The 11,997-nt window shown below is 73.7% G+C and carries 13 protein-coding genes and 1 pseudogene; 5 read left to right on the plus strand and 9 right to left on the minus strand.

Translation table 11 applies throughout. From position 1 onward, the window contains the following. Positions 1-9 precede the first annotated feature (9 nt). A complete protein-coding gene (locus tag GPA02_RS10330; protein WP_156199850.1) occupies positions 10-630 on the plus strand; it encodes an L-threonylcarbamoyladenylate synthase in 621 nt (206 codons plus the stop codon). Between the two features lie 17 nt (positions 631-647). Here GPA02_RS10330 and GPA02_RS10335 read toward each other — a convergent pair whose 3' ends face one another. After that, the gene (locus tag GPA02_RS10335) at positions 648-1,469 is read right to left on the minus strand and encodes an alpha/beta fold hydrolase (RefSeq protein ID WP_162457749.1); all 822 of its coding nucleotides are present in this window, start codon (positions 1,467-1,469) and stop codon (positions 648-650) included. 144 nt (positions 1,470-1,613) lie between these two features. Between GPA02_RS10335 and GPA02_RS10340 the strand changes: the two genes are divergently transcribed. Beyond that, complete coding sequence (locus tag GPA02_RS10340; protein WP_156199851.1) at positions 1,614-2,123, plus strand: DUF1905 domain-containing protein; 510 nt, start codon at positions 1,614-1,616, stop codon at positions 2,121-2,123. A 9-nt stretch (positions 2,124-2,132) separates the two neighbouring features. Here GPA02_RS10340 and GPA02_RS10345 read toward each other — a convergent pair whose 3' ends face one another. The 6 genes from GPA02_RS10345 to GPA02_RS10370 all read right to left on the minus strand — a co-directional run bounded on the left by GPA02_RS10345 (position 2,133) and on the right by GPA02_RS10370 (position 8,274). After that, on the minus strand, positions 2,133-3,443 hold the full coding sequence (locus GPA02_RS10345; RefSeq protein ID WP_156199852.1) for an AI-2E family transporter: 1,311 nt from the start codon (positions 3,441-3,443) through the stop codon (positions 2,133-2,135). A 34-nt stretch (positions 3,444-3,477) separates the two neighbouring features. Then, positions 3,478-4,695 carry a VOC family protein gene (locus GPA02_RS10350; RefSeq protein ID WP_156199853.1) on the minus strand — a complete coding sequence of 406 codons (1,218 nt, stop codon included), beginning with the start codon at positions 4,693-4,695 and terminating at the stop codon, positions 3,478-3,480. A gap of 74 nt (positions 4,696-4,769) precedes the next feature. Further along, positions 4,770-6,017 carry an RNA polymerase sigma factor gene (locus GPA02_RS10355; protein WP_204986571.1) on the minus strand — a complete coding sequence of 416 codons (1,248 nt, stop codon included), beginning with the start codon at positions 6,015-6,017 and terminating at the stop codon, positions 4,770-4,772. Beyond that, positions 6,014-6,337 carry a YciI family protein gene (locus GPA02_RS10360; protein WP_156199855.1) on the minus strand — a complete coding sequence of 108 codons (324 nt, stop codon included), beginning with the start codon at positions 6,335-6,337 and terminating at the stop codon, positions 6,014-6,016. The genes GPA02_RS10355 and GPA02_RS10360 overlap by 4 nt, the downstream gene beginning before the upstream one ends. Before the next feature lie 85 nt (positions 6,338-6,422). After that, positions 6,423-7,406, minus strand: a complete 984-nt coding sequence (locus tag GPA02_RS10365) for an aldo/keto reductase (RefSeq protein WP_156199856.1) — start codon at positions 7,404-7,406, stop codon at positions 6,423-6,425. 61 nt (positions 7,407-7,467) lie between these two features. Beyond that, entirely contained in the window at positions 7,468-8,274 is an 807-nt protein-coding gene (locus tag GPA02_RS10370; protein ID WP_156199857.1) for an aminotransferase class IV, read from the minus strand. Positions 8,275-8,300: 26 nt separating this feature from the next. On the opposite strand from GPA02_RS10370, the gene GPA02_RS10375 reads away from it, so the two are divergent. Then, positions 8,301-8,702, plus strand: coding sequence for a MerR family transcriptional regulator (locus GPA02_RS10375; RefSeq protein ID WP_240133985.1), 402 nt, complete (start codon positions 8,301-8,303; stop codon positions 8,700-8,702). Positions 8,703-8,901: 199 nt separating this feature from the next. On the opposite strand, the gene GPA02_RS10380 is transcribed toward GPA02_RS10375, so the two are convergent. Then, positions 8,902-9,387 carry an SRPBCC family protein gene (locus GPA02_RS10380; protein ID WP_156199858.1) on the minus strand — a complete coding sequence of 162 codons (486 nt, stop codon included), beginning with the start codon at positions 9,385-9,387 and terminating at the stop codon, positions 8,902-8,904. Here GPA02_RS10380 and GPA02_RS10385 point away from each other — a divergent pair. Beyond that, positions 9,368-9,917, plus strand: a pseudogene (locus tag GPA02_RS10385) (dihydrofolate reductase family protein). The gene GPA02_RS10380 and the pseudogene GPA02_RS10385 sit on opposite strands and share 20 nt — an antisense overlap. 86 nt (positions 9,918-10,003) lie before the next feature. On the opposite strand, the gene GPA02_RS10390 reads toward GPA02_RS10385, so the two are convergent. Beyond that, positions 10,004-11,347: an HNH endonuclease signature motif containing protein gene (locus GPA02_RS10390; protein ID WP_156199859.1), complete on the minus strand. Its 1,344-nt coding sequence runs from the start codon at positions 11,345-11,347 to the stop codon at positions 10,004-10,006. Positions 11,348-11,708: 361 nt separating this feature from the next. Between GPA02_RS10390 and GPA02_RS10395 the strand changes: the two genes are divergently transcribed. Then, entirely contained in the window at positions 11,709-11,984 is a 276-nt protein-coding gene (locus GPA02_RS10395) for a hypothetical protein (RefSeq protein WP_156199860.1), read from the plus strand. The last annotated feature ends 13 nt before the right edge of the window (positions 11,985-11,997 follow it).

An 11,997-nucleotide genomic window follows, 5' to 3' on the forward strand; every position in this document is an offset into this window, starting at 1 on the left:
GCTGGCCGCATGGCCAGGTACCTCGACGTCCACCCGGTCGACCCGCAGCTGCGCGCGATCGCGCAGGCCACCCAGATCCTGCGCGACGGCGGGCTGGTCGCCTACCCGACCGACTCCTGCTACGCGATCGGCTCCTCGCTCGACAACCGTGACGGCAAGGAGCGGATCCTCGCCCTGCGCGGTCTCGACGAGCGCCACCACTTCACGCTCGTGTGCGCCGACTTCGCGCAGCTGGGCCAGCTGGTGCACGTCGACAACGCGACGTTCCGCAGCATCCGTGCCGCGACACCGGGTTGCTACACGTTCATCCTGCCCGCCACCAAGGAGGTGCCGCGCCGCCTGCTGCACCCCAAGAAGAAGACGGTGGGGGTCCGGATCCCCGATCACCCGGTCGTCAAGGCCCTGCTCGCGGAGATGGGGGAGCCGATCCTGTCGAGCACGCTGCTGCTCCCTGGCGAGACGGAGCCGCTGACCGACGGCTGGGAGATCAAGGAGCGGCTCGACCACCAGCTCGACGCGGTCATCGACTCGGGCGAGTGCGGTGCGGAGCCGACGACGGTCGTCGACTTCTCCGACGGCGCGCCCGAGGTCGTGCGGGTGGGCGCGGGGGACCCGGCCCGGTTCGCCTGACCCCCGCGCCCCTGGCGTCAGCGAGCGAGGAACTCCAGCAGGGTCCGGTTGACGAGGTCGGTGTGGCTCGCGAGCAGGCCGTGCGGCCCGCCCTCGACGACGACCAGCTCGCTGCCGGCGACCTGCTCGTGCAAACGCTTGCCGGAGACCTCGAACGGGACGATCGCGTCGGAGTCGCCGTGCACGATCAGCGTCGGCACCGACAGCCGCGCGACGTCGTCGGTGAACCGCGACGTCCAGAGCACGATGCAGGCGGCCGCGGCGTCGCCGTTCGCCTGGGCCGCGAGCTCGAGCGCGCGCTGGCGCTGCTCCTCGGTGACGACCAGCTCGCCGTCGACCGAGAAGAATGTGGTGAGGAAGCCGTCGAGGAACGCCTCGCGGTCGGCGCGGAACGACGTCTGCATGCCGCGCGCCGTCTCCATGTCGAGGCCGCCGTCGGGGTTGTCGTCGCTCTTGAGCAGCCACGGCGGGATGGCGCCGATGAACGCGACGCTGCGCAGCCGGGACTCGCCGTGGCGGCCGACGTAGCGCGCCACCTCGCCGCCACCCATCGAGAACCCGACGAGTGTGACGTCGCTGAGGTCGAGCTCGTCGAGGAGCGCCGCGAGGTCGCCGGTGAGGAGGTCGTAGTCGTAGCCGCCGGCGTCCGACCAGCCGGAACGGCCGAAGCCACGGCGGTCGTAGGTGACGACCCGGTAGCCGGCGTCGCGCAGTGCCGGGACCGTGTCCTCCCAGGACTCGCCGGACAGTGGCCAGCCGTGCACCAGCACGACCGGGCGCCCGTCGCCGCCGTGGTCGGTGTAGTAGAGCTCGATGTCGTCGCGGGGCAGGGTCGCCATCGTGACTCCTCTCGGTGGTCGGGTCGAAGGGCCGTCGAGTCGACGCTAGCCGGGCGCACTGGTGCCTGCAGGGGATCGACCGCGCGGTCACGGCGTCGACGGCGCGCTCTCGACCACGACGGCCGGCTCCGCCATGCTGGGCCGGTGGCCGAGGTCGAGTTCAGCGGCGAGGTGGTCGAGTGGCGCGGCCCGGCGCCGTTCCACTTCCTGGTGGTGCCCGCGGAGGGCAGCGAGGTGCTGCGCCGCGAGAGCGCCGTCGTCAGCTACGGGTGGGGCATGATCCCGGCCGACTGCGAGATCGGCGAGGTGCGGTGGCGCACGTCGCTGTGGCCGAAGGACGGGCGCTACCTGATCCCGCTCAAGGACGCGGTCCGGCGGGCCGCAGGGATCGCGCTCGGCGACGAGGTCGAGGTCCGGGTGCGAACGGCGGGCCCGTGTGGTCCCGCCGACCGTGACGCGCTCGTCGCTCTGGTCCGGCGGATCCAGGCCGGCGAGGCGGCCACGGAGGCGGAGGAGGACTGGCTCGCCCGGCTCGAGCGGAGCTTGCCGGGTTCGCGCGTCGTCGACCTGGTGCTCCTCGGCGACCCGGAGCTGGGCGCGCTGACGCCCGAGCAGGTGGTCGACATCGCGACGGCGCGGCGCGCCGGGGGCTGACCCCGCGCGTCAGTCGGTGCGCGGGACGTCCTCGGCCGCCGCCGCGACCGGTGCGTCCTGCGGGTCGTCCAGGGTGACGTCCCGAGCGTCCGGGTCGCCGTCGTCGCCGCCGGCGTCCTCGGGCACCGCCGCGTCGGCCTTGCGGGTCGTCGCGGCCTTGGCGCTCGCCTCGGCGTCGGGCGAGATCTCGTAGCGCTTCATGTACAGCTCGAAGATCGTCGTGAGGGTGGCCGCGACGGGGACGGCGAGCAGACCGCCGGCGACGCCGAACAGCTGGGCGCCGAGCAGGACCGACGCGAACGAGACACCGGGGTGCACGTCGACCGCGCGCGAGCTGACCCGCGGGTCGAGGATGAGGTTCTCGAACTGCTGGTAGCCGATCGCGAAGGCGACGATGAGCACGCCGTCGAGCGGCTGGTCGCTGGTGAGGCCGACGAGGGCGGGCAGCACGATCGCGATGTAGGTACCGATCGTCGGCACGAACTGGGAGATGACGCCGACCCACAGGCCCAGCGCGAGCCAGTAGTCCATGCCGATCGCGACCATGAAGATCGAGTGCGCGGTGGCCGAGCAGAAGGCCATGATCAGGCGGGCGGTGACGTAGCCACCGACCTTGGTGACGAAGACCTCCCAGACCGTGAGCACCACCGACTGGCGGGTGGGCGTGAACAGCCCGGCGATCCAGTCGCGCAGCTTGGGCATCGAGGCCGACATGTAGGTCGTGAACAGCAGGATCGCGAAGGCGTTGAAGACGCCGCCGAGGATGCCGGTCAGGACGGCGAAGACGCCGCCGGAGACCTGGCTCGCCCAGGTGGCGACCCGGCTCGGCGTGAGCTCGAACTGGTCGAGCAGGTTGTCGGTGCTGTAGTCGGTGCCGAAGGTCGAGTTGGCCCACGCGACGGCCGACTCGATCGCGTCCGGCGCCGAGACGATGAGCAGCTGGATCTCGTTGACGAGCAGCCCGCCGAACGCGGCGACGAAGCCGGCGAAACCGAGGATCGCGCCGACGAGCACGATCGCGGTGGCGAGCCCGCGCCTCATGTAGCGGCTGAGGAGCTTGACGGCGGGCTCCATCGCGACGGCGAGGAAGGCCGAGATCACGAGGTTGAAGATCAGCCCCCCGCCACGCGTGACGACGAACCAGAGCATGAAGACGCACAGCCCGACGCCCACGAGGACCCAGCCCGCGCGCCACACCGAGCGCGGCGCCAGCGTCACCACGTCGGTGCTCGGCGCGGGGCCGGACCGCGCGACGAGGGTGGTGGTGAGGTCGGCACGATCGGATCGCTCGGCGGGGCGCGTCTTGCGGGGTCGCTTCATGCGGGAGAGCCTGCCACCTCGCGCGCCGCTCTCCTCACAGGGCGCGCGCGGGGGCGAGGGCTTCGAGCTCGAGCTCGTTGCCCTCCGGGTCGACGAGCGTGCGGTCGTCGAGGCGGCGACCGCCGTGGGCGAGCGCCGCGTCGACGCGCGCGGCCACGCCGTCGGCGGGCAGCCGGAGCAGGAGCCGGATGCGGTTGCGCTGGCGGCGACGCTCGGGCTCGTCGGCGAGGTCCTGCAGGAACACCACCGGGTCGAGGTCGTGCGGGTCGAGGAGGTCGGTGATGCGGGGGTCGGCGGCCTCGTCGTAGCCGAGCACGGCGCCCCAGAACGCCCGGACCGCGGCGATCTCGGCGGCGTCGAGGCCGACCTGCGTGAACCGCAGCCGGCCGGGTTCGGCGGTCAGCCCCAGCGCGCGGGCGGCCGCCTGCACGCGGGCGGCGAGCGGGAGGAAGCCGGGCTGCTCCCAGCGGTCCTTGCCGGAGTCGAGCACGACGCCGTCGGGCCGGACGTCCACCAGCAGCGGAAGACCGGCCTCCTCGGCGTGCGCCGCAGCCGCCTCCGCGAGCCGCGCCGCCTGCTCGGCGGTGGCGCCCAGGTAGCAGGTCATGCCGCCGAAGAGGGCACGCCAGTCGGCGACCTCGGGCGCGTCGTCGAGCGGACCGCCCGGCACGAGGTCGACCTCGTTGCCGTCCGGGTCGCCGATGGTCGAGTACCACTCGCACGCGAACCGCTCGGTGCCGCCGGTCGCGAGGGCGGAGGCGATCGCCTCGGTCACGGGCCCGGGGTGCCCGACGTCGAGGTGGAACCGGTCGCGCAGCGGCCCGACCTCGTCGTCGGACGCCAGCAGCAGGTCGGGACGGCGGGTGAGCGGGTCGGCGAGCCGGCGCCCGCCGCCGCGCAGGTCGTGGTGGAGCACGGTGCGCCAGAAGGGCGTGAGGCGGTCGGGGGAGCCGGACCGGACACGGACCGCGAGGGTGCGGGCGCCGTCGGGCGAGGGCACGAGCCCGAGGCCCCCGGCCGCCGTCGAGATCGTGCCGGCGAGACCGGCGGCGTCGGGTGTGTGGGCGGACAGCCGTACGCGCACCCCGGTCCGGCGGACGTCGAGGGCGGGCCACGGGTGGTCGCCTCCCGCGGCCTCGAGCGCAGGGGCCACGAGCGTCGCGGCGTGGGTGTGCGACGTCGCCGCGAACCACGCCAGCAGGCCGTCGCCGGAGTCGTACCAGCCGTCGAGCCCGGAGAGGCGTGTGCTCATCGGGTGAGCGTGGCACGGCTGCGTCGTTCGCGCCATGGGCACCCCGCGCACGTGTGCGGGACGCGAGAGGTCGGTCAGCGGGTCGCGTCGCGACGCTCGACGAGGAACGCGACCTCGGCGGCGTTGTCGGTGAGCCCGATCGCGGCGTCGTAGGCGGCTCGCGCCTCGTCGTCGCGGCCGAGTCGGCGCAGCAGGTCGGCGCGGGTGGCGTGGAACGCGCGGTAGCGGTCGAGAGCGTCCCGCAGCGGCTCGACCGCGGCGAGGGCGACCTGCGGTCCGTCCACCTCGGCGAGCGCCACCGCGCGGTTGAGGAGCACGACGGGGGAGCGGTCGATGCGCACGAGCTGGTCGTAGAGCGCGAGCACCTGTGCCCAGTCGGTGGCCTCGGCGCTGGGCGCCGACGTGTGGACCGCGTTGATCGCGGCGAGGACCTGGTAGCGGCCGGGCGGCTCCCCGGTGACGAGCCGCTCGCGCACCAGCTGGTGCCCCTCGGCGACGAGGCGTCGGTCCCAGCGGGTGCGGTCCTGCGCCGGGAGCGGCACGAGCCCGCCGTCCTCGTCGAGCCGGGCGAGGCGGCGGGCCTCGACGAGCAGCATGAGCGCGAGCAGCCCGGCGACCTCGCCGTCGTCGGGGAGGAGCTGGCGCAGCAGCCGCACGAGACGGATCGCCTCGCCGGTCAGCGCCGGCCGGATGGGCTGGGTGCCGTCGTCGGTGCTGCTGGCGAGGTAGCCCTCGTTGAAGATCAGGTAGAGGACCGCGAGGACGCCGTCGCGGCGGGCGGGCAGGTCCTGCGCCGTCGGCACCCGGTAGGGGATCCGGGCCTGTGCGATCTTCGCCTTGGCGCGCGTGATCCGCTGACCCATCGTGGTGGGCTGGACCATGAACGCGTGCGCGATCTCACCGACGGTGAGCCCGCCGACCATGCGCAGCGTCAGCGCGACGCGCGCGGGCATCGCCAGCGCCGGGTGGCAGCAGGTGAAGAGCAGCCGCAGCCGGTCGTCGTCGACGGCGCCCGTGGGTGCGGGTGGGCCGGCGTCGGTGAGCACGAGCGCCTCCCGGTGCTTGTCGTCGCGGACCCGCTCCCGCCGGAGCCGGTCGATGGCCTTGCGGTGTGCGGTGGTGGTGAGCCAGCCGCCCGGGGCGGGCGGGACGCCGTCGGCCGACCACCGCTCGACGGCGGTGGCGAACGCCTCCGCGGCCGCCTCCTCGGCGAGGTCGAGGTCGCCGTACCGGCGCGCGAGCGTGGCGACCACCCGCGCCCACTCCTCGCGGTGGGCCCGGGCGAGGGCCGTCGCGACCTCGTCGCCGGCCGCTCCCGTCACAGGAACGGGCGTACCTCGATCTTGCGGTGGCACGCCTTCGACGCCTCCCGGGCGAGCCGGAGCGCGACGTCGAGGTCGGGTGCCTCCAGGATCCAGAAGCCGACGACGAACTCCTTGGTCTCGACGAAGGGACCGTCGACGACGAGCCCGGCGTCGTCGCGGTTGTCGATCGTGGTGGCGACGTCGGGGCCGCCGAGCCCGCCCGCGAACACCCAGTGACCGTCGGCACGGAGCTGGTCGTTGAACGCGTCGATGGCGGCCATCTCGGCATCGGTCGCGAGGTCGGTGCCGTCGTGGATCACCGAGAGGAGGTACTGCATGGCGTCATCTCCTGACTGTCGGGACGCCCCCGGTGGGCGCCCTCCCGTCATCTCCACGAACGGGCGCGCCGGGTTTCGACACCGGTCACCATCGGTCGTGCACCTGTGGCCGGATCCGGGTGTCGTAGAGCTCGCGGACGGCGTCGAGGGTGGTCTGCGGCAGCGGGGCGAGGTCGGCGGCCGCGGCGTTGGCGCGTGCCTGCTCGGGGTTGCGGGCGCCGGGGATGACGGTGGTGACGCCAGGCTGCTGGAGGATCCAGCGCAGCGCGGTCTGCGCGGGGGTCGCGCCGGCGGGGGCGAGCGCGGCGAGCTCGGCCGCGGCCTCGACACCGGCGCGGAAGTCGACGCCGGAGAAGGTCTCGCCCTGGTCGAAGGCCTCGCCGTGCCGGTTGTAGGTGCGGTGGTCGTCCGCGGCGAAGGTCGTGTCGGCGGTGTAGCGCCCCGAGAGCAGCCCGCTCGCCAGCGGCACGCGGGCGATGATGCCGACGCCGGCCTCGGCCGCCGCCGGGAGCACCCGCTCGAGGGGCTTGAGCCGGAACGGGTTGAGGATGATCTGGACGCTGGCCACGCCGGGTCGGGCGATCGCCGTCAGGGCCTCGTCGCAGGTCTCGACGCTGACGCCGTAGCCGGCGATGCGCTGCTCCTCCACCAGGGTGTCGAGGGCGTCGAAGACGACGTCGGAGGAGTAGACGGGGGTCGGCGGGCAGTGCAGCTGCACGAGGTCGAGGCGGTCGACGCCGAGGTTGCGCCGGGACCGGTCGGTCCAGGCGCGGAAGCTCTCGAGCGTGTAGAGGGCGGGGTCGAGCGCGACGCGGCGACCCATCTTTGTGGCGACCAGGACGTCGAGGTCGGGGCGGTCGCGGAGGAAGGCGCCGATGACCTGCTCGCTGCGGCCGTCGCCGTAGACGTCGGCGGTGTCGAAGAAGGTGACGCCGGCGTCGGCCGCGGCCCCGAGGACGGCGCGGGCGTCGTCCTCGGGGACCTCGCCCCAGTCGGCGCCGAGCTGCCAGGTGCCGAGGCCGATCACCGAGACCTGGCGGTCGAGGCGGGGGAGGGGGCGCTGCTCCATGGGGTCCTCACGTCGTCGGGGCGGGTCTGGTCCGGAGCCCATCATGCCCCGCCGGTGACGCTCAGACCGTGACCGCGGGCTCGTCGGCGTAGGCGGCGTGCAGGAGCGGGACGAGGGTGTCCGCGGGGGCGAGCACATGCTCGCCGATCCGGGCGACGGCGACGGCGGGGCTCCAGGAGTTCATGACGACGGCCTGCATGTCGGCGGTGAGGTCGTCCTCACGGATCTCGCGGGTGCGCTGCGGGACGCCCTGCGCCTCCAGCCGGCGCGCCAGGACCTGCATGGTCACGCCCGCGAGGACGTCGGCCCGCGGCCAGAGCACGGTCTCGCCGTCCCAGAAGGCGAGGTTCCAGATGGTGGCCTCGCTCAGCCGGCCGGCGTCGTCGGCGAAGGCCGCGTCGTCGAACCCGCGGGCGACGGCGCCGCGTACGTAGAAGGCCTTGGCGGCCTCGCCGGTCTGCTTGACGGCGGCGAGGAAGCGCTGGTGCCGGACGACGTCGAGCGCCAGCGGGCCGGCCGGTGGGGTGGCGGCGTCGGTGACGCGGACGACGACGTCGATCTCGGGTCGGCCGAGGGGCGCGAACCCGGGGCCGGGCCGCGGCGCGAGGTAGCAGGTGAGAGAGGCGTCCGCCGGTGCGTCGCGCAGCGCCGCACGGAGATGGCCGCGGATCTCCTCGTCGGGGAGGTGGTGGTCGAACAGGATGTCGCTGGCCTGCCGCAGCCGCTGCAGATGGAGGTCCAGGCCACGGACGCGGTGGTCGCGGACCTGCATCGCGGTGAAGTGCGCGTAGCCGGCGAAGACGTGCGGAGCGAGCTGGTCGGCGGTCGCGGGGCTACCGTTGACGTGGGTGAGGCTGAGAGACGTCATGAGCGGCACGCTAGGAGCTGACACCAGTGGTAGATGCAAGTCCTGACGGCGCGAGGCTGCGCATCGGTGAGCTGGCGGCCCGCACCGGGGTCACGCCACGGCTGCTGCGGTACTACGAGAGCGTCGGGCTGCTGCGGGCGGAGCGGACCGCGGGTGGGCGGCGGCTGTTCGAGGAGTCGGCGGTCGAGCGCGTGCGGCACATCCGGATGCTGCTGGACGCGGGGCTGCCGACACGGGTGATCGCCGAGCTGGTGGACTGCGTCGAGGACACCGACCGGCTGGAGCCGTGCGCCGTGCCGACGCTCGTGGAGCACCTCGACGCCTACGACCGACGGATCGCGGGGCTGCTGGGCGTGCGCGCGGCGCTCCAGGGCCTGATCGACGCGGCGACGCCGCGCTCGGAGCCGGTCGCGGACGGCACGCGCTGACGGCGCCGGCGTGGGGTCGACGGCGGTGCCCGGCCGGCCTGACGGCGGCGTGTCTGGGACAGCGTGGGGGGGTGCGGTTCGGGGGACCGTGCGGACGTCGTCGTGCCGGATCTCGCGGAGGTGACGATCACGCCGGACGGCGACGGTCTCGCCGTCTCGATCGGGGTGCGGGTGGGCGTCGGCGGAGCCCCGGTCCGGCTCAGGTGGCGCGGACGTCGACGCCGCGCTCGGCGAAGGCCTGGAAGTCGCGCATGGCCTGCCTGGACTGGCGGCGGAAGGTGGTGCGCAGGAGGGGCCCGACGAAGCGCATCGGTCCGCCCCCGAAGCGGACCTCGTTCTCGCTCTCCCAGCGGGTGCTGGTCGGGCCGAAGTCCGTCAGGCGGTCGCGGACGGCGGTCCACATGCCGTCGGTGACGATCTCGCGCTCGTAGCGGACGACCACGTCAGGCGTGAGGGTGGACAGATCGGCCGGCTCGCGGCGGGTGATGGTCTCGACGCAGGTGACGCGCTGGCGTCCCGTCTCCAGGACGATCCGCGAGGCGGTGCCGACCTCGCCGGGGCGACCGTGCATCGGTTCGTGGAGGACGAGGCCACGGACCCAGCTGGGGAGGTGGGCAGGGTCGGTGGCGAGCTCGAGCACCGTCGCGCGGGGCAGGGCGATGTCGATCGAGACCGTGTACCTCACCAGCAGCACCCTCTCTCTCGGTGGACGAGGCGCAAGGTACTCGGCGCCGTCGGGCGACGCCAACGGGTTTGGTCCGGATCCGCGTCGGGCTGTGCCCGAGTCGGTATGCGATCGTGCCGGGGGCGCCGTACGGCCGTGGTTGTGGGAGGCGACGAGCTCGCACTGGCCGACGGCCGACCAGGCGCCGGATGTCACGCCCGCGCACGCCGAGCTCGCCCGGCGCTGGCGGGAGATGCCGAGGGTGGTGCTCTCCTCCTCGCCGGTGCCCGTCGACTGGAACACCCGCCTGCACAGCGGCGACGCGGTCGACGAGAGCCGTCGCCTCAAGGCGGCCGACGGCGGCCCCGCTGGCCGCCGCGGCGGTGCGCGCCGGCCTGGTGGACGAGTACGTGGTCGTCACCCACCCCGCGATCATCGGCGGGGGCACGCCGTTCTTCCCCCGCCTCGAGCGGTCGATCGAGCTGGACCTGGCCGAGACGCGGACGTTCCCCGGTGGGGTGGTGCTGACGCGGTACGTGACGAGAGCGTGACGTTGTCGGTCGCCAGCGGCCACGCACCGGGTGATCGGGCACGCCGGCGACCCGGCACGAGCGGGCCGGGTGCGGGGCGGGAGGAGTCAGGGTTCTGGTGCGGCGTCGTCGCCGCGCGCCCGGACATCGCGGTCGGCCAGGTCCGCCTGGCGAGGAGGCGTCATCGGGAGCCCGGCGACGTCGTCGGTCGTCCCTTCCGGGTTGCGTCGCACCCGCAGGCCGTGGGGCGTGCGCCAGAGGACCACGCCGGAGGCGAGCCGCGTGTAGCCGAAGCCGTGGTGGGTCTTCAGCGTGTGATGTCGCTGGCACAGGAGGGCCAGGTTCTCCGTGTGGGTCGGCCCGCCACGACTGGGGTCGCCATGGTCGTAGGGCTCGATGTGGTCGTCCTGGCAGTGCAGACCCGGTGCGCGGCAGCCCGGCAAGACGCACGTCCCGTCGCGCAGGCGGATCTGCTCGCGGAGCCGTTCGGGGACCTCGTAGGAGTCGGCGTGCAGCGAGGTGGCGAGATCGAGGACGGGCCGGGCCGAGAGCCTGGTGCTGCTGTCGCCGCACCACTCCCGGATCGTCTCGGCGGTGACGGGAGCGCCGGTGCTCTCCACACGCCCCACGTCGGTGTGCCTGCCGCCGCGGAGGTCGCTCTCACCGAGGTGGACGTAGAGCACGACCTGGCGGCGCGGCTTCACCTGCCACCGCGGGCCGGCGGCGGTGCGCGGGGCGTCGGCCTCGTCAGGGGACGACACCGAGCCCGATGCTGGGCCGCACGCGGGTTCTGCCGCCGGAGCCGACCGGTGTGCGGCACCGGTGCCGCCCGGATGCGCCATCCAGGTGTCTCCGATCCCCATGGGCGGTGTCTGCTCGCCGTACCAGGCGAGGTGCTGGCGGGCGAGGTCACCGAGGGCGCGGGCTCGCCGGACGTCGACGCTGTCGTCGCTGCCCCACGCGGCGGGCTGCTCGGCGGCGTGCGAGACCGCTGCCTCGAGGTCGAGCGCGTCGGGGAGGTCGATGCGTCCGGTGACCGGCGTGAGCCCGGACAGCGAGGTGTCGCGGACGTCGATGTGGAGGTGGCGAGCCTCGCGCCGCTCCTCGGCGAGGTGATGCGCTGCCACCGGGTCGTGCCGCACCCTCGCGGCATCGACCACGCGGTCGAGCTGAGCACCGCCCACCGGGTCCGCCACGGGCGCGACCTGACGGTCCACCGAGGCGGCGCCGACGTCAGGAAGAAGCCGGGTGGCCTGCGCGCCACGCCGCGCTCGCCACACCGCTACCTCGCCTGCGATCACGCGGGCCCAGAGCCCTGGCAGCCGGTGGGACATCTCGAGCGCGTCACCGATGAGCGCCTGTGCCCCCTGGGTCGAGCAGCCGAGGACGAGGCCGAGCTCGGCGACGGCATTACGGTCGACCTCGGGTACGCCGTCGGCCGAGAGCGGCATCTCCGCAGCGTGCGCACCCGTCGGCCAGGCACGCGTCCGACGGCGGCGTCGCGGGGAGCAGCGGCGGGTTCGCGAGCGCCCACTCGAGCGCCGCCCGGAGCACGCGCACCTCGGCAGCATCAGCCTCCTTGCGTGCGGTGCGCGCGGGCCCCCAAATGTTCACGAGTTGCATCTGTGATCCACGCCACTTCAATGCTACGTTCACGACAGCCGTGGTGCCTGACCGCGGCACAACTGATCGGGGATCACTGTGCGCGAGAGGATCGCAACCGTAGTCGCTCTCGCGGCAGCACTGGCCTTCGGCGGCACGTCAGCGTGAGCGGGCACGACGAACCAGAACTACAGCACCACCGTCGCGTCCTTGGGTGGCTACGGCTATACCGCGTTCCAGACCAAGGCCATCACCGGGACCGCGGGCTACCTGGGATCCGGCACCGTCGGCGGAAGCTACGTCGTGTCCGCCCGCACCAACTCGCCGTCAGGTGTCGGCACGTGGACGGGCTATGTGGTCAGCGACGGGACCACCCACTACCTATACAACTCCCTCGTCAAGGGCGCGGATGTCCGGGCGCAGTTCCGAAACCGGCCGCAGACGACCGTCCAGGTGCAGGTGTCCGGCTACTGGCGCAGCAACTGAATCGAACTTACTC

The organism is Actinotalea caeni, assembly GCF_009733795.1.
Taxonomy (GTDB): Bacteria; Actinomycetota; Actinomycetes; order Actinomycetales; family Beutenbergiaceae; genus Pseudactinotalea; species Pseudactinotalea caeni.